Consider the following 19,160-nt stretch of genomic DNA (forward strand, 5'->3'; position numbering starts at 1 on the left):
ATTCAACCTTGTATGACATACATAGCTAATACGGCGTTAAGCGTTCCGGGCAGGTCTCGCCACGCTTGCGCCACAAAATGCCTGAGCCAAAGAGGTGGTCTGGATGGCGGTGCCCCCGTGGTATTCCCGGTCGGCCACATGCAAAAAAGCCCGGCGCAAGGGCCGGGCGTTCGAAACCTGCCAGGCCCGTTGCAAAGGGGCCCTAAGCTGAAATTACCAGACGCCTGTCCCGCACGGGTTTTCCTTCGAGCCATACGGTTTGGTCAATTGGCTTAGTCCTTGGGTCGGGATCGAACTGGTCAACCCCTCAGCCTTCAACTCAATGCGCTTGGCCTTGCGCAGGGCAGCCCAAAACGCCGGGAAGTACCCCGAGCAAGCATTGCACTCGACATAAAACGGGTTGCTGTACTCAACCCCATCGACAATCACATCAAAACCGCCTTTGTCGTTGTGTGAGTCAAACGCCTTGCCGGCAATAATTGCAGAGGCACTCACCGGGCTCATCTCATCATCGGCGTCGCAGGCGAAATTCAAGTAACTTTTGCCCTCATCACCGACATAAAATTCAGTCTTGCCCTGCCCCCAACCCGATTGCCACGCTTGGGGAGCCGCGAATGCGCAAGCGCTTGCCAATGACAGAAAAATCGAAAATGTAACCCTTTTCATGCCCATGTCCCTTTGGTCGTTGCCGAATTGAGTGATGTCAAAATAATACTATTTGAATGCCCTGGGAAATCTTTTGTGGGCTGGGTGCGGGCGTTGGTAGTTTTGGCAGGTTGCATCCTGCAGGAGTGTTTGCAGAACGTAATTGGGCGTGTTCAGCAGAGGCTGACCTGCTCGCGCCGGGGAGGCCTGCCCTTCTGGCGTGGGTTATCCGTGTTCGTCCGCCGTACAACTGCTGTCACACCTATGCGACAATAGGCCCAATGTCCGGTTTAAATCCTTCGTTCATCGCCCAGCAGCTTGGCCATAGCGTGCACATGCTGCTGACGACTTCTGCGCGTTGGATTAACTCAAGTTCAGATTGGAGCGAGCTGGAAACACTGCAACTTGGTATCAAAATGGTATCAGCCGCAATCAGCGCAACGTAAGTTATTGATAGGTAAAGCAATTGATCTCCACAGCTAACATCACCATGCAGTTCGGCGCAAAGCCACTATTTGAGAACGTTTCAGTAAAATTTGGTGCCGGTAACCGCTATGGTTTGATCGGTGCCAATGGTTGCGGCAAGTCCACGTTCATGAAAATTCTCGGCAGCGATCTTGAACCGTCCGGCGGTCAGGTGATGCTGGAGCCGAACGTGCGCCTGGGCAAGTTGCGCCAGGATCAGTTCGCTTACGAAGAGTTCACCGTAATCGACACTGTGATCATGGGCCACGAGGAGCTGTGGAAGGTCAAGGCTGAGCGCGATCGCATCTACTCGCTGCCGGAAATGACCGAAGAAGACGGCATGGCCGTGGCCGAACTCGAAACCGAGTTCGCTGAAATGGACGGCTACACCGCTGAATCCCGCGCCGGCGAGTTGCTGCTGGGCCTGGGCATTGGCATCGAACAACATTTTGGCCCGATGAGCGAAGTGTCCCCTGGCTGGAAGCTGCGTGTATTGCTGGCCCAGGCGCTGTTCTCCGACCCTGAAGTGCTGCTGCTCGACGAGCCGACCAACCACCTGGATATCAACACCATCCGCTGGCTGGAAAACGTGCTGACCCAGCGCAACAGCCTGATGATCATCATCTCTCACGACCGTCACTTCCTGAACAGTGTGTGTACCCACATGGCTGACCTGGACTACGGCGAGCTGCGCCTGTTCCCGGGCAACTACGACGAGTACATGACCGTGGCCACGCAGTCGCGCGAGCAACTGCTGTCGGACAACGCCAAGAAGAAAGCGCAGATTTCCGAGCTGCAATCGTTCGTCAGCCGCTTCTCGGCCAACGCCTCGAAAGCCAAGCAGGCCACTTCCCGTGCCAAGGCAATCGACAAAATCCAGCTGGCCGAGGTCAAGCCTTCCAGCCGTGTGAGCCCGTTCATCCGCTTCGAGCAGACCAAAAAACTGCACCGCCAGGCGGTCATCGTGGAAGGCATGGCAAAAGGTTTCGACGGCAAAACCCTGTTCAAGGACTTCAGCTTCCAGATTGAAGCCGGCGAGCGCGTGGCGATCATCGGGCCGAACGGTATTGGTAAAACCACCCTGCTGCGCACCCTGGTCAATGAACTGACCCCGGATGCCGGTACCGTCAAATGGACCGAGTCCGCCGAGTTGGGTTACTACGCTCAGGACCACGCCCACGATTTCGAAGACGACATGACCCTGTTCGACTGGATGGGTCAATGGACCCAGGGCGAGCAAATGGTGCGTGGCACCCTGGGCCGCATGCTGTTCTCCAACGACGAGATCCTCAAGTCGGTCAAGGTGATTTCCGGTGGTGAGCAGGGCCGTATGCTGTTCGGCAAGCTGATCCTGCAAAAGCCGAACGTGCTGGTGATGGATGAGCCGACCAACCACTTGGACATGGAATCCATCGAAGCGCTGAACCTGGCATTGGAAAACTACCCGGGCACCCTGGTGTTCGTCAGCCACGACCGCGAGTTCGTGTCTTCGCTGGCCACCCGCATTATCGAGCTGAGCCCAAGCGGTGTGATCGACTTCAGCGGCACCTACGATGACTACTTGCGCAGCCAAGGCGTGCTGATCTGATTTCACGCGACTGACTCCTGTAGGCGCTCGCGCCTACAGGTTTAGAACAGGTTCACAAAGCTGATCGTTAGCCTGCTTTCTTTTAGTCCGGTGCCACGCCATCATACGGGCCATCGATTGTTGGCCGGACGCCACGCACATGCCTCAACACCCCGCCTCTCCCCGCGCTCTACCGATTACCCTGCAAATCCTGTCCATTGTGTTCTACACCTTCATTGCCTTTATCTGCATTGGCTTGCCGATTGCGGTGTTGCCGGGGTATGTCCACGATCAACTGGGCTTCAGCGCAGTGGTTGCCGGCCTGACCATTGCTTCGCAATACCTGGCCACGTTGTTGAGCCGACCTGCCGCCGGGCGGATCGCCGATAAGCAGGGCACCAAGCCTGCTGTGGTCTACGGCCTGATCGGCATTGTCATCAGCGGTGTGCTGACCTGTATCGCCGTCTGGACGCAAGCCTGGCCCGTGTTAAGCCTGTGTGTTCTGATTGTCGGCCGCTTGTTTTTGGGCGTCGCCCAAGGCTTGATCGGCGTCGGCACCATCAGTTGGGGCATTGCCCAAGTGGGCTCGGCCCACACCGCGCGCACCATCGGCTGGAATGGCATCGCGTCCTATGGCGCTATCGCCATCGGCGCGCCGCTGGGGGTTGTGATGGTCGACGCGCTGGGGTTTGTCAGCCTGGGGTTTGCCCTGCTGTTGCTGGCGGTGATGGCACTGCTGCTGATCCGTAATAAAACGTCATGCCCTGTCATCAGTGGCGTCAGGCTGCCGTTCTGGTCGGTGTTTGGCCTGATTGCGCCCTACGGCATCAGCTTGACCCTGGCCTCCATCGGTTACGGCACCCTGACCACCTTTATCACCCTGTTCTATATCGACCGGGGCTGGACGGGAGCGGCGTACTGCCTGACGGTATTTGGTGTGTGCTTTATTCTGGCGCGCTTGCTCTTCACCTCTACCATTGGCCGCCTGGGCGGCTTTACCGTGTCCATCGCCTGCATGGGGCTGGAAGCCCTGGGCCTGGTGCTGCTGTGGCTTGCGCCTTCCAGCCTGTATGCCCTGATCGGCGCAGGTCTGACAGGGGTTGGCCTGTCGCTGGTGTACCCGGCCCTGGGGGTTGAGGCGGTCAAACAGGTGCCGGTGAGCAGCCGAGGGGCCGGTTTGGGGGCCTACGCGGTGTTTTTCGACCTGGCCTTGGCCATTTCGGGCCCGCTGATGGGCGTCATTGCCCTGAATATGGGCTACCCGTGGATATTCTTCAGTGCGGCGCTGTTCTGTGTGTTGGGCCTGTTGTTGACCGTCGGCCTCTCACGGCGAAAAGCGCTTTAGCTCATTGGCGGGCCGTGCTCAACCCCGAATGAGGGCTGGCTTGCAGGGTTTTGCTGAAAAAACGCCTGGCCTCGTCAATCAGGTCCCGGTGAATGTCCTCGCGGTCCACGCCGTCGGCATCGGTGCACAACCCTGGCATGGCCGCCAATTGCTCATCGGTGCACGGTGCCATAAACACAAAATGGCCGGCACCCGGAATCAATTTGAACTCGGGAGCTACGGGCAGCTTACGAGCCAGTTGATCGGCATTTTGCTCGGGGTAAACCAGCGTGTCCCCTTCGCCGCTGTATAGCAGCACCGGCACATGCACCTGGGCAAGTGTTTGGCGACCGAACATCAAGCTTAGAGGTGCCATTAACAACAGCGCCTTCACGCGTGTGTCGGCGACTGGCTCCAGGTCATCGCGGTCGGCAATCAGCTCACCTTTTTGCGTGCACGCATCATGGTCATCCGGGCGTTCTTGGCAGTAACGCCGCAAACGGTCTAGGTCCGGCTCGGCACCCGCCAGAATCAACGCCGTTTCACCCCCGGCCGAATAGCCAATCACCCCCACGTGTTTGGGGTGCACATAAGGCGAGAGGTCTGGGTCGGCCAGCGTTGCGCTGATCGCGGCTGAAATTTGCATCGGCCGCCCATACAGGTTGCTCAAGGTTCCAAGGCGGCTTTGATCTTTATAGTTGTCGCCCGGGTGCAACACGGCGACCACCACAAACCCCTTGCTGGCCAACGAGGTCACCAGATCATGCAGAGCCAGCGATGTGCCGGTGTTGCCGTGGGACAGCACCAGCAATGGATAACGGCCCATGGCCACAGGCGCATTTTCGGTGGCATCGACATCAAAGGTGCCGATGCGGCTGATACCGGCCTTGGCCGTGGAGGGATAAAAGGCGATGGCATGCATGGGTTGATCGTCCAGCGGGTCCGGGAACGTCAGGCGATGGAAGCCTGTGCTCCAGTGAATGGCCGGTTCGGCCTGCACCCCTATGGGGCAGGCCGACAGAAACAACAGCACGACAGCGCACAAACGCATCATGGCGGCTTACCTTGTGTAGCGTGGAGAACGATGCCGGAGCGACTTTCACGCTCTGCATAACCCAAGCCAGTGTCGTAAGCCAGATGCAAAAAACGCCGTACTCTGGCTTGTCAATGACAAGCAGAATACAGCGTTTCGCAGGTAGGGCGTTGCGAGAAGGCTTACGCGGCGCTGAACAAACCGTCGGTAATTTGCGCCTGAGCACCGCTCATGGCCGCACTGCGGGCTTCATCGCCATACGCCAGGCCGTGAGCGCGCACGAACTCAACATCGGTAATACCGAGAAAGCCCAGCATCACTTTCAAGTAGTCTTCGTGGGCCACACCGGTGGCTTGACCGACGTGCAACCCACCGGAGGTGGAAACCACAATCACTTTCTTGTTACCACACAACCCTTCAGGCCCGTTTTCGGTGTAACGGAACGTCTGGCCCGCCACCGCAATGCGGTCGATCCAGGCTTTGAGCTGGGTGGGAATGGTGAAGTTGTACATCGGGGCCGCAATCACCACGGCATCTGCCGCCAGGAACTGCGCCAGGGTGTCAGCGCTCAGCCGGGCCTCCTGTTCCTGGGCTGCATCGCGCAATTCGGCCGGGGTTCCTGCGGCCACTAACGTGGCGCTCGAAAAATGCTCAATACCTTCTGCCGCCAGGTCACGGTAGCTGACCTCAATACCTTCATCAGCCGCCTGCCAGGCTTTGACCACTTCACGGCTCAACTGACGCGAAGCCGAGTTGTCGCCCAGAATGCTCGAATCGATATGCAACAGTTTCATGCTGAACTCCAGAGATGACGATCGCCGTCAAGCGATCAAGTGGAGGGGATACTACCGGGCAAATTAATCGACGATAAGTCAGCCATTGTGCAATAGTTCGTCCCACCTGTAGGACAATGAGAATTCACATGCAGGATCTTAACGATCTGTATTACTTCGCCAAAGTGGTTGAAGCCGGTGGTTTTGCCGCCGCCGGGCGCGCGCTGGGCATCCCCAAGTCCCGCCTGTCCCGGCGGGTAGCCGAGCTTGAAGAGCGCCTCGGGGCCCGCTTGCTACAGCGCACCACTCGGCAATTGAAGTTAACGGCCGTGGGCGAGCGCTATCTGAGCCATTGCCAAGCCATGTTGTTGCAGGCCGAAATGGCCGACGAAGCCGTGGCCAGCATGTCCAGCGAACCCCGGGGGCGCTTGCGCGTGTCTTGCCCGGTGGGCCTGGCACACGAGTTTATGCCGCAAGTGATTCGCTCATTTCTGCAGGCCTATCCCCAAGTGCAACTGGAAGTCATCTTGCTCAACCGGCGGGTCGACCTGGTCACCGAAGGCATTGATGTGGCCTTGCGCGTGCGCGAACTGGGGGATGAAGACCCGCTACTGGTCACACGACGGTTGCGCGAGGCGCAAACCGTGATGGTGGCCAGCCCTGCGTTCGCCCGACAATGGCCGGTGAACAGCCCGGATGACCTGAAACATATTCCCTTGCTGGGTGCCCTTGAGGCCGATCGCATGGTGCATCTGCGCATGCTCGACGAGCAGGGTCACGCCTATAACCTGGTGCAGGAAGCCCGCCTGGGCATTGATGATTTTGTCGTGCGCAAAGCCTGCACCCTGGCAGGCCTTGGCTTTACGGTACTGCCGATGATGTACTGCGAACAGGAACTGCAAGAGGGCCAATTGGTGCAATTGCTGCCCAAATGGTCATTGCCCGGTGGTTTGTTGCATGCGGTGTACCCCCATCGACGCGGGGTGATGCCTGCCGTACGTGCCTGGATTGAGCACTTGGCACACTCTTTTGAGCAGTGTGGAGACAGACGTCTATGACCCGAAAAATCATGAATAAAGCTGACGTAGCGGCCTTCTGCAATACCTTGCCGGGCGCGCAGTACGCCGTGAAATGGGGCGGGGTTGAAGTGTTTTATGTCGATCAGAGCAAAATGTTTGCCCTGTTCAACCTCACCCACGGTGGTCTCTCGTTCAAGGTCGAAAAGGATCTGTTTCTGGGCTATATAGACCGGCCGGGAATACGCCCGTCGCCTTATTTGGCGCGGGCGTACTGGATCAATATGCAAGCGCCCTACCCCATGAGCGCTGAAGAACTACAAGACCTGCTGCAACGCTCTCACCAACTGGTGGTCGGCAAACTGCCGAAAAAGCGTCAGATCGGCTTGTTGCTCTAAACGATCAGAGGCTGATGAAGGTCGTCTTCAAAAACAACACATCCATCCAGACGGCCTGATGCACGGCCACAATCAGCCAGAACACAACCTGAAAGGACACCTTGCGGGTTTTGTGACGAAACACCTGTTGGGCCAGCAACGCACCCGGCCAGCCGCCCAACAGTTCAACCCCGTGCAAGGCCTTTTCGGGGGTGCGCCACTGGCCGGTTTTGGCCTGATGCTTGTCGTACCAGTACACACCAAACGCCACAGCGCTGGCGACCCCATACGTGACCAGCGGGATACGCGTGATGCCCGTGAGCCACAGGCTCACGGAACCGCCCACGGGCAACGCACACAGCAGCGTGAACACCAGCAGTTTGAGTTTTACCCCGCGAACCGGCGCGCTGTGGGGCACCGCCATGGCGACCTCGTCACGCCGTTCTCTTGCCGGTTTTCTCACGCCGAAGCCGCCATCCAGTCGATCCAGCCAAACTTCCAGGTGGCCAGGATCAGCATGCCGAACGCAATGCGGTACCAGGCGAAGACCGCGTAGCTGTGGTTGGAAATGAACTTGAGCAAGGCCCGTACAGCAATCATGGCGAAGATAAACGACGTCACAAAACCGATCGCGAACACCGGCACATCATCTGGCTGAAACAGGTCACGGTATTTGTAACCCGAGTACACCGCCGCGCCGACCATCGTCGGCATGGCCAGAAAGAACGAAAACTCGGTGGCCGCTTTACGGGACAAACCAAAGAGCAGGCCGCCGATAATGGTGGAACCCGAACGCGATGTGCCGGGAATCATGGCCAGGCACTGCGCAAAACCGATTTTCACGGCGTCTTTCCACGTCATGTCATCCACTGTTTCGGCGCGGATCACATGGTCACGACGCTCGGCCCACAACATGATCACACCGCCCACTACCAGCGCCGTGGCCACGGTAATCGGGTTGAACAGGTATTCATGAATCACGTCAGCGAAAATCACCCCCAGTACCACGGCCGGCATCACGGCGATGATCAGGTTGGCGGTGAAGCGGCGCGCCTGGGGTTGTGTAGGCAACCCGATGACAACATCGAGGATTTTGCGGCGAAATTCCCAGACAACGGCCAGAATCGCACCCAGTTGGATAATGATGTTGAACGCCATTGCGCGTTCGCCGCCAAAGTTGAGTTGGTCCGCCACAATAATCTGGTGGCCGGTGCTGGAGATCGGCAAGAACTCCGTCAGGCCTTCCACGATACCCAGTATCAACGCCTGTGCGGCTGTCCAAAGATCCATTGTTCCCCCATAAAGCTCCACCTCATGCAGAGCTGATTGATTAGTAGTCGATGTCAGCAACCGCAGCCGCGGGGTGGGTTGCTGATAAGAAAGGTTTACCCAAGCAGTGTGAAATAACTGTCGGAAATCAATAAAGATTCAGCTTTCCCATTTTCGGCCGAGATCCTATCAGACAGATTGCACTTTCGCTGCTATGAAGCACGGGTGGTGGTTGTTTGTAGATCACAAAAAAAAGAAAAACCGGGAGTGACCGCTCTATGAATACCTTACGCAGATTGTCTATCAGCCAACGCTTGTGGCTGATGCTGATCGTGCCCCTGGTCATGCTGTTGGCATTGGGTTTGTTGATGCTAAAGCAGTTACATGACGATTTGTATCAAGGCAAGGCGCAAAAAACCCGGCATGTGGTAGAGGCCGCCAGCGGCATTCTCACCTACTACCACGGCCTGGAAACGGCCGGAGCGCTCAGCCGCGAAGCGGCGCAACAGCAAGCGCTTACAGTGGTTAGCCAATTGCGCTACGACCATGACGACTATTTCTGGATCAATGACCTGCGCCCTTTTATGGTCATGCACCCTACCAACCCCAAGCTCAACGGTCAGGACCTGTCCAGCATTAAGGACCCTGATGGCTATGCAATTTTTAACGAGATGGTTGCGCTCGCCAAAGACCGGGGCGCGGGCATGATGGATTACCGCTGGCCGAAACCGGGTGCCCAGGACCCGGTACAAAAGACGTCCTATGTGCAGTTATTCCAGCCTTGGGGCTGGGTGATCGGTTCTGGTGTGTACATAGATGACATGCAGGCCGAGTTTCAAGCTCAGGTCTGGCGGGCCAGTTGGGCAGGCCTGGCGATTGCGCTGATATTGGCCGCCTTGGTCACCCTGATCGCCCGCAGCATTGCCCGCCCGCTGAACGAGGCCGTACAGGCCATGGCCAATATTGCCAGCGGCGAAAGCGACCTGACCCGTACCCTCGATACCCACGGCAAGGACGAAGTCACGCAACTGGCCCAGCACTTCAATGCTTTTATCGCCAAACTGCGCCATGTCATCAGCCACCTGCAAACTACGGCCACGGCGCTGGACCAATCCTCGACGCAACTGGGTAGCGACGCGGCTCACTCCCGCCAGCGCTGCCAGCAGCAGGCCCTGCAAATGGACCAGGTGGCAACGGCGATTAATGAAGTCACCTACGCCGTGCAAGAAGTGGCAAAAAATGCCGAGCATGCAGCCAGCGAAATGCGGGGCGCACGCACACAAGCCGGGCAAGGTCAGCAGTGCATCGACAGCAGCCTGCAACAGATCGATCACCTGTCGGGCACCATCAATGAAGCCGTTGAGGTCATTCGCACGCTGGCCGGCCAAAGCAGTGAAATTGGCAGCGTGCTTGAAGTGATCCGCTCAATTGCCGACCAGACCAACCTGCTGGCCCTCAACGCGGCCATTGAAGCAGCCCGCGCCGGTGAACAGGGACGCGGCTTTGCCGTGGTGGCCGATGAGGTGCGCCTGCTTGCGCAGCGCACGCAAAAGTCGACCGCCGAAATCCAGACCATGATCGAAGGCTTGCAGCAGCACTCCGACGCGGCCGTTGACGTCATCGCCAGCAGCAGCCGTGCCTCATTGCTGACGGTTGAGCAAGCCACTCAAGCCGGTACCAGTCTGGCCAGCATTGGCTTGGCCCTCAGCAACCTCAACGACTTGAACACCTCCATTGCCAGCGCCACCCTGCAACAGGCCCTCGCCGTGGAAAACATCAACCAGAACGTCACCGAGGCCGCCGGGTTGTCCCAAGACACGGCCCAGGCCGCGGAACAATCGAGCACCGACAGCCTTCACCTCAAGGACTTGAGCGTGCAACTCAATGAGTTGCTGCGCCAGTTCAAGGTGTAAACGCGCCTGGCGCTAACATCAACACGGTTCAAGCCCGTGTTGATGCCTAAAGCGGGCGGCGTTTGTGGTGTCGGTAGCACGTTGTCGAGCCTGTGTGAGCCGTCGCAATGACAAACAGCACTTGACGAACAGCGGTGATTTGGGTTTTCCTGAAACCGGTTTCAGCTCCCTGAGAGCGAACCGCCTGTGAATACTCAAACAATAAAAGGTTTCAGGCCGTGAACAGCTTTTCAGCCGCCCAGCGCACCCGCGTCACCATGCTTGATGTTGCCCAACGTGCCGGCGTGTCCAAAGCCAGCGTGTCGCGCTTTATCGGAGATGACCGCGCCTTGCTCTCCGACGTCATTGCCGAGCGGATCGAGCGGGCCATCAGCGAACTGGGCTATCGCCCTAACCAGATGGCACGCGGACTCAAACGCGGGCGCACCCGGTTGATCGGCATGCTGGTGGCCGATATTCGCAACCCCTATTCCATTGCCGTGATGCACGGCGTCGAAACCGCTTGCCGTCAACATGGCTACAACCTCGTGGTGTGCAACACCGACCGCAACGACGAGCAAGAGCATCAGCACCTTGCTGCACTTCGGTCCTACAACATCGAAGGTCTTATCCTTAACACACTGGGTCATCACCCTGACGCGCTGCAAGCGCTGCACCAGGAAATGCCCATTGTGCTGATTGACCGGAAGGTCGAGCAATTGAAAGCCGACCTGGTGGGCCTGGACAACAGCGGTGCCGTGCGCATGGCACTGGACCATCTGGAGCAGCAAGGCTTTCGCGAGATATTAATGGTCAGCGAGCCCGTTGATGGCACCAGTTCGCGCGCCGAGCGCATCAACAGTTTCAACGCGCAACTGGCGCTGCGACCCACCCTGCGGGGCGCGGTGACTCAAACCGGGCCAACCCTTCGCACGTACCTGCAAACCTTTCTGGCTACCCCAAGTCACGGCCCCAAGGCGTTGTTCTGTAGCAACGGCGTAGCGACCCTGGCGTGCACCCACGTGCTACGCGAACTGGGCTGCAACCTGTTCAGCGACGTGGGCCTGATTGCACTGGATGACCTGGAATGGTTTGCGCTGGTGGGCAGCGGCATCACGGCCCTCGCACAACCCACCCAGCAGATTGGGGCCAGTGCCTTTGATTGCCTGCTCAAGCGTTTACGCGGCGACAAAGCCAACCCTCGTGCGCTGGACTTCGCCGCACAGCTGATTGTTCGCGGTTCGACACAACGCCCTAACGTCTGACGCTCGACAGGCCGGGCCACCCTACAGTGCCCGGCCTTTTAAAACCAACAAAATGAAACCGGTTTCAGAGAGTAATCACCATGACCACATTCCCCGTTTCAATCAGCTTGTCGAGCTACGGTGCCGACCTGGTTCGCCAGCGCGGTCAGGGCAGTTTTGTCGAGGTACTGGCTAAAGCCGGGGCGACACGTATTGAGCTGCGTGAAGAGCTGTTGACCCACGAAGACCCCGCCAGCATTCAGCAAGCCGTGCAAGAGCACGCGCTTGAATGCGTGTTCTCATCGCCTCTGGAACTGTGGGAAGCCGGCCAATCACGTCCCAACCCGCAACTGCTCGCCACGCTGAAACGCGCTCAGGCCTTTGGTGCCCGGTGGTTAAAGGTTTCGCTGGGCTATTACACCGAACACTGTGACTTGAACACCTTGGCGGCCAGCCTGAATCAGCAACCGGTGCAACTGCTGGTAGAAAACGATCAGACCTCCCAAGGCGGGCGCATTGAGCCGATGCAACGTTTCTTTGACCGTGTAGAGCAACAACAAGCACCGATCAGCATGACCTTCGACATTGGCAACTGGCACTGGCAAGACCAGTCGGCCAGCACCGCCGCCCGCTTGCTGGGCCGCCATGTCACCTACCTGCACTGCAAGGGCGTGGCACGCCGCCCGGACGGCAAACTCGTTGCCACCCCGCCCACGGCTACCGACTTGCAACACTGGGAACGCTTGATGATGCACATGCCCCACGGCCTGACGCGCGCTATCGAATACCCGCTGCAAGGCTCGGACCTGCACAACTTGACCTGTGAGCACGTTGCCGTATTGGCTGGCCTGAGCCAACAACAGCGGGCGGTGAGCCATGTCTAAGGTGGATGTGCTGTCCTTCGGTGAAACCATGGCCATGTGGGTGGCTGAACACACCGGCGACCTGGCCGATGTGCAACAGTTTCACAAGCGTATCGCAGGTGCCGACAGTAACGTGGCCATTGGCCTGTCCCGCCTGGGTTTCTCCGTCAAGTGGCTCAGCCGTGTCGGTGCCGATTCGCTGGGACGCTTTGTGCTCAACACCCTGCAAGCCGAAGGTCTGGACTGTCAGCACGTTGAAAGCGACCCGCAGCACCCCACCGGCTTTCAACTCAAGTCGCGGGTGGACGATGGCAGCGACCCGCAGGTGGAGTATTTCCGGCGGGGCTCGGCTGCCAGCCACCTGAGCCGTACCGTCATTAGCCCTGCTCTACTAAACGCTCGCCACCTGCACGCCACCGGCATACCTGCGGCCCTGTCGGCCAGTTGCAATGAACTGTCCTTTGAGTTGATGAGGGCTATGCGCGCGTCAGGCAACACGGTGTCGTTCGATCCCAACCTGCGGCCATCGCTGTGGCGCAGTGAGCAACAGATGATTCGCGACATCAATGCCCTTGCATCCTACGCACAGTGGGTATTGCCCGGCCTAAGCGAAGGCCAGTTACTGACCGGCTTTAGCGAACCGGCCGATATTGCTGCGTTCTACCTGGATCAAGGTGCCGAGGCAGTCATTATCAAGCTGGGTGCCAAGGGTGCCTACTTTCGTACCGCCACTGCTGAAAACTTCGTACCGGCCGTGCCCGTTACCCGCGTGGTGGACACCGTGGGCGCTGGCGACGGTTTTGCGGTGGGCGTGATCAGCGCGCTGCTGGAAAACCTCGACATGGCCGGCGCAGTGCAGCGTGGCAACTGGATCGGCAGCCGGGCCGTGCAAAGCCGCGGCGACATGGAAGGCTTACCGACCCGTGCCGAACTCAATGAATACCGCGCCTCAGCCGCGCCCCATTAACCCCCGTGACGTTTGTGTGACCCGTTACCTGCTGCGAAAAACAACAACAAGCTCAGGAGCACTACTATGCAACCGCTAAAACTTGCCGCCCGTCGCTGGTGGTACATCATGCCGATCGTTTTTATCACCTACAGCCTGGCCTACCTGGACCGTGCCAACTACGGCTTCGCCGCAGCTTCCGGCATGGCGGAGGACCTCAATATCACCCCCGGACTGTCCTCACTGTTGGGCGCTCTGTTTTTCCTGGGGTACTTCTTTTTTCAAGTCCCGGGCGCGATCTACGCCCAACGTAACAGCGTCAAAAAACTGATTTTTGTCAGCCTGATCCTGTGGGGCAGCCTCGCCACCCTGACGGGTGTGGTATCCAGCGCCTATTGGCTGGTGGTCATCCGCTTTATGCTGGGGGTGGTGGAAGCCGCCGTCATGCCCGCCATGCTGGTGTACCTGTGCCATTGGTTCACCCGTGCCGAACGCTCGCGCGCGAACACCTTTCTGATCTTGGGCAACCCGGTGACCATGCTTTGGATGTCCGTGGTGTCAGGCTATCTGATAGAGCATTACAGTTGGCGCTGGATGTTTATCGTCGAGGGTCTGCCGGCGGTGCTGTGGGCCTTTATCTGGTGGCGGCTGGCCGATGACCGTCCAAGCGACGCCAAATGGCTTAGCGCTACGGAAAAACGTGACCTGCAAAACGCGCTGGATGCCGAGCAAGTGGGCATGGCCCCGGTGAAGAACTACGCGGCGGCTTTCCGCTCGCCCAAAGTGATCCTGCTCGCCCTTCAGTTTTTTTGCTGGAGCATCGGCGTATACGGGTTTGTGCTGTGGCTGCCGTCGATCCTCAAGCAAGGCGCACAGATGGACATGATCGAAGCCGGCTGGCTCTCGGCCCTGCCTTATCTGGCGGCGGTGATCGCCATGCTCGTGGTGTCCTGGGGGTCGGACAAACTGCAAAAGCGCAAACGTTTCGTGTGGCCTCCTCTGTTGATTGCCTCAATCGCTTTCTACGGTTCTTACGCTCTGGGGGCCGAACACTTCTGGTGGTCCTACGCCTTGTTGGTCATTGCCGGGGCCTGCATGTATGCGCCCTATGGCCCGTTCTTCGCCATCATCCCGGAGATTTTGCCGTCCAACGTGGCTGGTGGTGCGATGGCATTGATTAACAGCATGGGGGCCTTGGGCTCATTTGGCGGCTCCTATCTGGTGGGCTACTTGAACAGCGAAACCGGCTCTCCAGGGGCTTCGTACCTGTTAATGAGCGGGGCACTGCTGATTTCAGTGGTGCTGACGCTGATGTTAACGCCTACCGCCAAGCACCCGGCCGCCTTAGACGTCGGCGGCGCAGCGCGTCACGTCCATTCTTGAGTTCAACCTTGGAGACTCCCGTGAAAAAACATGTCGTGCTATACAAAGAGCTGTCCGAACCCCTGATGCAGCGCCTTGAAGCCCAGGCGCACGTCACGCTCATCAAGCGTCTGGATGAAGCCGGCCTGCAACACCTGCGCGCCGCCTTGCCGCACGCCCAGGGCCTGCTGGGCGCGAGCCTCAAGCTCGATGCTGACCTGCTGGATCAGGCCCCGCACCTTGAGGCTGTGGCCAGTGTGTCGGTGGGTGTCGACAACTATGACATCGACTACCTGAGCAAAAGAAAAATCCTGCTCACCAACACCCCGGACGTGCTCACTGAAACCACTGCCGATACCGGTTTTGCACTTATTCTGGCCACCGCCCGGCGGGTGGTGGAGCTGGCCAACCGGGTGCGTAATGGCCAATGGAATAAAAACGTTGGTCCCGAACATTTTGGCACCGACGTGCATGGCAAGACCTTGGGCATTATCGGCATGGGGCGCATCGGCGAAGCGCTCGCCCAACGTGGCCATTTTGGCTTCGGGATGCCGGTGATCTACCACAGCAACGCACCCAAACCGGCCGTTGAAGCGCGTTTCAATGCCCAGTACCGCACCCTGAACGAGTTGTTGCAGCAAGCTGATTTTATCTGCCTGACCCTGCCGCTGACGGCTCGCACTGAAGGCCTGATCGGGGCCGAGCAATTCGCGCTGATGCAGCCTTCGAGCATCTTTATCAATATCTCACGGGGCAAAGTGGTCGACGAAGCAGCGCTGATTCGCGCGTTGCAAGACGGCCAGATTCGTGCAGCCGGGCTGGATGTGTTCGAGCGCGAACCGCTTGAGTTAACGTCGCCGTTGCGGCATTTGGATAACGTGGTAGCCACTCCGCACATCGGCTCGGCAACGTACGAGACCCGCGAGGCGATGGCTCGCTGCGCGGTGGACAACCTGCTGACCGCGCTGGCGGGAGAACGGCCTGCCAATCTGGTCAATCCAAGTGCGTGGGGTACCCTCTTGTCGCCTCAGCAGGAGCAATAGGCCTGGTGTATCGCTGCCGGTCGCAATACCCGGAATGCACACACTGGCAGGGCTTAAGTGCACTTTCTATTCCGTTGTACCCCAAACCCCGGCGCTCATACTTCGGCGCAACGTGTGATTTGCATCAACTGTCGAACATACTCTTGCCCGTGACTGAAAATAACGCTTACCACCTGCACACAGGGGTGCTAGGTTTAAACACGAAACACTCGCAAACACACCCATGATCCTTACATTGAGCTAAAGGAATTGCTCCATGGACCTGCCAGGACACATCAATAAAGTATCTTTCCCCAATGCCTGCCAACTGATGCGCTGGCATTTTCACCCCATCGGCTTCGAGGCGAGCATGGACGCGCCCAAAAGCATGATTGCCCGGCTGTTCGACCGGGCCAGTGGCGAAACCATGCTGGCAATTGCTGGCATCCCCTGCGCAACCAGCATGAGCACAGGTGAAGTGGCGCGCATTATTCAGGCCGTGGAGGATGAGCTGGAAAGCTTTATCCCGCCACGGGCCTGGGCAGCGCTGGCCTGATCTGCAACCCCCTTAGCCGCAACCTGCTCGCGAATCCAGCACTGCCAAAGCAGTACTGGATTCACGAGCGCACAGGGTGACTACCCCTGAACGTGGTCCCCTCGCTGGTCCTCAAAAAACGCTTTGCCCGCAGGAATCCGCTCGGAGGCCTTGGGCACATTCGGCCCGTGGGCCTCCGGGTTTTCCAGGTACCAATAGCAGTGCGTGACGGCACGGGTAATACCGACGTAGGCCAGTCGCAGGATTTCGTCCTTTTGTGCGGTGTCATAAGGCTCGGGGTCACCCTCTTTACCCAGACCGGCCATTCGGTACACCTGATTCTTGTACGGCGAAGACGTCAGATGCTGGCAGTCACCCAACAGGAAAACGGCATCCGCCTGCAAGCCTTTTGCGCTGTGATAGGTCAGTTGCTTGAGCCTGCGTTCGGCAATCGGCAAACTAGAATCCACATTAACTACTGACTGAATATCCTTTTCTATCAATAGTCTATCGCTGCTTTTTCGATACAACATTAATATGCGATCGCCCGCATGGTAGTGCTCGGCCAGGCGCTTGGCCAAATCCTGGTCATCACGTTGCAACACCTTGACCGGCACTGGCACCTTGGGTTCGCCACAGGCCTTGGCGCGCTTACCGGGAATGGACGGTGCTGCGCGTACGATATGTTCAGCGGCATCAATGATGTACTGATGGCTGCGGAAGTTATCGCTGAGCATCACCCGCGTGTGGGCGGGCGACGGGAAGTTGGCAGTGAACGCCATAAAGTACGTGGGCGAACTGCCGCGCCAACCGTAAATCGATTGCCAGTCATCGCCCACGCACAACAGCGATGAGCGCTGAGCACCGCGGCCCACATGCATCTGCGGGCCACGGCTGCGAATTTCGGCCAGGCTGGCCCGTAACCATGAGACGATTTGCGGTGAAACGTCCTGAAATTCGTCAATCATCAAATGCGACAGCGGCCGCAACTGTTCATGGCTGAGCAACTTGAAGTTTTGCGGGGTGTTCTCGCTAAACAGCGAAAACATGCGGTTATAGGTCATGACCGGCGGGGTTTGAGCCAGCAAGTGATCTTCCAGTGCCCGCCAGTACAGGCTCAGGGCTTCGAAAAAGAAGCGGTCCGGGTCATCCTTGGCGAACCGCATCTCACCCACGGCCGCCGCAACATCAAGCCCCAGGTTCTCAATAAAACTGGCGGCCGCTACAAAACTGTCCAGCAAGGGGGCCGCGCCCAATTCGCCCTTTAGCTTGTAATCAAACCCCGGCCCGGCCGTCGCATCCCCTGCCAGCGAGGTAATGACACGCCTTGCGTCGTCATAGTTTTCTAGCCATATCAGTGGCTTATCACAGAAAGCTCGAAACAGAGTTCTCTTTACAGCCCACTCGGCGCGCACTGTCAGTTTGGCTCCCGGGCGGCTGATTTGCGGGTTTTCCCGAGGGTCGAAGCCCAGTACCACCCAAGCGTCCAATTGTGCGATATAGCCGTGGCAGTGAAACGACGCGCCGTTGATCTGCAACGGCTCGCGGTTGGGTTCGATGCCTTCGATGGGCCAGGCCCCGGCCGCAAACCACAAGTCTTCGAGGGCGTCACACAGTTCTTCGTCGCGTTTGGCCGCCAATTCCGTGACCGCCATGCGCTTTTGCACATCAGGGTGATCGCGCTCCAGCGCCTTGAGTTGCAAGGCATGGCGACAAAGCGGTGCCACGACGTCACGAAACCGCTCATTGCGCGTGTACAACCCGTGATAACAGGCATTGAGCTGCTGACGCTGGGCATCGTTGATGCGCAGGTCAAAGGGGTTGCTGTCGGCGTCATCATCGGCCGTCTGGCTGCGCGTGCTCAGGGTCTCGAACGCCTGCAACTGGCCGAAGCCGGGCAAACTGCGCACCAGCGGCAGGATGCGTGAATGAAAGGTACGCACCACTTCGCGCGCTTCCTTGGCGCTCAGGGCGCGCCCCCACAGGGCAAAAACCTGCTGGAGCTTGTGAATAAAGTCCTTGCGCGACTCACGAGTGAAGGTCACCACGGTCATCGAACCGAGTTCAAAGCCCAGGTAGTGGTTGAGCAAAAGGATGCGCAACACCAGCGATGTCGACTTGCCCGCCCCCGCCCCGGCGACAACCGAAGTGGACGGTGTATCACTGAAGATCATCTTCCACTGTGCCGCACTGGGCTGTGCGTACGCCGGCAACAGGGCTGCCACATCGGCTTTTATTTGTTTCTTCAGCTCGGCCGTCAGCGGCAGGCGCCAGTCATCGAACAAATGGTCATCAATACCGGGGGCCCGGTGCTCCTGAGGACGCGTATCGCTGATTACCAGCACTTGGCGACCTTCCTCAAGCCCTTCGGCGTGGCCCTCTTTAAAGCCGTAATCAACACCGGCGCTGTGCCCGCTGCGAAAACCGTCCGCTTGCCCGTGTAGCCAGGAAGTCACATGTTGAGCGCGCAGGCGATTCAAACCGCCCCCCAACAACCGAGCTGCCAGGCGCTTGAACAAGGGCAATTGAGCAACAGGGGCAAGTTCTTCAAACGAATCGGGATTGTGTTGCGGCACGCTGACTCCAGGGTGTGAGGCTGTTCGGCTATGGTCGCTGCATTGGCCGTAGAGTGCCAGCGAATTGCTTGAGCATCAGCTGTTTAGACTCGGTTATGAAAGTAAAAGCAGACGCATTAAAGACTAGAAACATCAAATTATCCGATTGCTTTGACGTAAAAATTACGCTTTTTGCCGATAGGTTCTGCGTAGAGAATAGTGGCCATTATCGACCGGGCACCGTTGGTCGTTCACGGGCCGCCTCTACAGGA

The 19,160-nt window shown here is 58.4% G+C and carries 17 protein-coding genes and 1 pseudogene; 12 read left to right on the plus strand and 6 right to left on the minus strand.

Annotated elements, in window-relative coordinates; genetic code table 11:
- Nucleotides 1–213: 213 nt before the first annotated feature.
- Nucleotides 214–666, minus strand: coding sequence for a hypothetical protein (locus tag Q1W15_RS02780; protein WP_300720059.1), 453 nt, complete (start codon nt 664–666; stop codon nt 214–216).
- A gap of 206 nt (nt 667–872) precedes the next feature.
- Here Q1W15_RS02780 and Q1W15_RS02785 point away from each other — a divergent pair.
- The 3 genes and pseudogenes from Q1W15_RS02785 to Q1W15_RS02795 all read left to right on the plus strand — a co-directional run.
- Nucleotides 873–1,091: pseudogene (locus Q1W15_RS02785) on the plus strand (site-specific integrase); the annotation flags it as partial.
- A 20-nt stretch (nt 1,092–1,111) separates the two neighbouring features.
- Complete coding sequence (locus Q1W15_RS02790) at nt 1,112–2,698, plus strand: ABC-F family ATPase (protein ID WP_300720060.1); 1,587 nt, start codon at nt 1,112–1,114, stop codon at nt 2,696–2,698.
- 139 nt (nt 2,699–2,837) lie between these two features.
- The gene (locus tag Q1W15_RS02795; protein WP_300720061.1) at nt 2,838–4,022 is read left to right on the plus strand and encodes an MFS transporter; all 1,185 of its coding nucleotides are present in this window, start codon (nt 2,838–2,840) and stop codon (nt 4,020–4,022) included.
- 1 nt (nt 4,023) lies between these two features.
- Here the strand turns inward: Q1W15_RS02795 and Q1W15_RS02800 are convergent, their stop codons facing one another.
- Nucleotides 4,024–5,055, minus strand: coding sequence for a dienelactone hydrolase family protein (locus tag Q1W15_RS02800; protein ID WP_300720062.1), 1,032 nt, complete (start codon nt 5,053–5,055; stop codon nt 4,024–4,026).
- A gap of 161 nt (nt 5,056–5,216) precedes the next feature.
- The gene (locus tag Q1W15_RS02805) at nt 5,217–5,828 is read right to left on the minus strand and encodes an FMN-dependent NADH-azoreductase (RefSeq protein ID WP_300720063.1); all 612 of its coding nucleotides are present in this window, start codon (nt 5,826–5,828) and stop codon (nt 5,217–5,219) included.
- Between the two features lie 128 nt (nt 5,829–5,956).
- On the opposite strand from Q1W15_RS02805, the gene Q1W15_RS02810 reads away from it, so the two are divergent.
- Together Q1W15_RS02810 and Q1W15_RS02815 are read left to right on the plus strand one after the other, a co-directional pair.
- Complete coding sequence (locus Q1W15_RS02810; RefSeq protein WP_300720064.1) at nt 5,957–6,865, plus strand: LysR substrate-binding domain-containing protein; 909 nt, start codon at nt 5,957–5,959, stop codon at nt 6,863–6,865.
- A complete protein-coding gene (locus Q1W15_RS02815) occupies nt 6,862–7,221 on the plus strand; it encodes an MmcQ/YjbR family DNA-binding protein (protein ID WP_300720065.1) in 360 nt (119 codons plus the stop codon). The genes Q1W15_RS02810 and Q1W15_RS02815 overlap by 4 nt, the downstream gene beginning before the upstream one ends.
- 4 nt (nt 7,222–7,225) lie before the next feature.
- On the opposite strand, the gene Q1W15_RS02820 is transcribed toward Q1W15_RS02815, so the two are convergent.
- Both Q1W15_RS02820 and Q1W15_RS02825 read right to left on the minus strand, forming a co-directional pair.
- Nucleotides 7,226–7,624 (minus strand): DUF1294 domain-containing protein, encoded by a 399-nt coding sequence (locus Q1W15_RS02820; protein WP_300720066.1) that lies wholly within the window; start codon nt 7,622–7,624, stop codon nt 7,226–7,228.
- A 35-nt stretch (nt 7,625–7,659) separates the two neighbouring features.
- Entirely contained in the window at nt 7,660–8,490 is an 831-nt protein-coding gene (locus tag Q1W15_RS02825; RefSeq protein WP_300720067.1) for an undecaprenyl-diphosphate phosphatase, read from the minus strand.
- Between the two features lie 257 nt (nt 8,491–8,747).
- Between Q1W15_RS02825 and Q1W15_RS02830 the strand changes: the two genes are divergently transcribed.
- The 7 genes from Q1W15_RS02830 (at nt 8,748) to Q1W15_RS02860 (ending at nt 16,354) form a co-directional block, all read left to right on the plus strand.
- Nucleotides 8,748–10,382: a methyl-accepting chemotaxis protein gene (locus Q1W15_RS02830; RefSeq protein ID WP_300720068.1), complete on the plus strand. Its 1,635-nt coding sequence runs from the start codon at nt 8,748–8,750 to the stop codon at nt 10,380–10,382.
- Between the two features lie 218 nt (nt 10,383–10,600).
- A complete protein-coding gene (locus tag Q1W15_RS02835; protein ID WP_300720069.1) occupies nt 10,601–11,626 on the plus strand; it encodes a LacI family DNA-binding transcriptional regulator in 1,026 nt (341 codons plus the stop codon).
- Nucleotides 11,627–11,706: 80 nt separating this feature from the next.
- Nucleotides 11,707–12,489 carry a TIM barrel protein gene (locus tag Q1W15_RS02840; RefSeq protein WP_300720070.1) on the plus strand — a complete coding sequence of 261 codons (783 nt, stop codon included), beginning with the start codon at nt 11,707–11,709 and terminating at the stop codon, nt 12,487–12,489.
- Nucleotides 12,482–13,435 carry a sugar kinase gene (locus Q1W15_RS02845; RefSeq protein ID WP_300720071.1) on the plus strand — a complete coding sequence of 318 codons (954 nt, stop codon included), beginning with the start codon at nt 12,482–12,484 and terminating at the stop codon, nt 13,433–13,435. The genes Q1W15_RS02840 and Q1W15_RS02845 overlap by 8 nt, the downstream gene beginning before the upstream one ends.
- Nucleotides 13,436–13,501: 66 nt before the next feature.
- Entirely contained in the window at nt 13,502–14,797 is a 1,296-nt protein-coding gene (locus tag Q1W15_RS02850; protein WP_300720072.1) for an MFS transporter, read from the plus strand.
- 20 nt (nt 14,798–14,817) lie between these two features.
- Nucleotides 14,818–15,819: an NAD(P)-dependent oxidoreductase gene (locus Q1W15_RS02855; RefSeq protein WP_300720073.1), complete on the plus strand. Its 1,002-nt coding sequence runs from the start codon at nt 14,818–14,820 to the stop codon at nt 15,817–15,819.
- 256 nt (nt 15,820–16,075) lie between these two features.
- Entirely contained in the window at nt 16,076–16,354 is a 279-nt protein-coding gene (locus Q1W15_RS02860) for a DUF1652 domain-containing protein (protein WP_300720074.1), read from the plus strand.
- Between the two features lie 80 nt (nt 16,355–16,434).
- Here Q1W15_RS02860 and Q1W15_RS02865 read toward each other — a convergent pair whose 3' ends face one another.
- Nucleotides 16,435–18,909, minus strand: a complete 2,475-nt coding sequence (locus Q1W15_RS02865) for a UvrD-helicase domain-containing protein (RefSeq protein WP_300720075.1) — start codon at nt 18,907–18,909, stop codon at nt 16,435–16,437.
- Nucleotides 18,910–19,160: the final 251 nt, after the last annotated feature.

Source organism: Pseudomonas sp., assembly GCF_030150285.1.
Taxonomy (GTDB): domain Bacteria; phylum Pseudomonadota; class Gammaproteobacteria; order Pseudomonadales; family Pseudomonadaceae; genus Aquipseudomonas.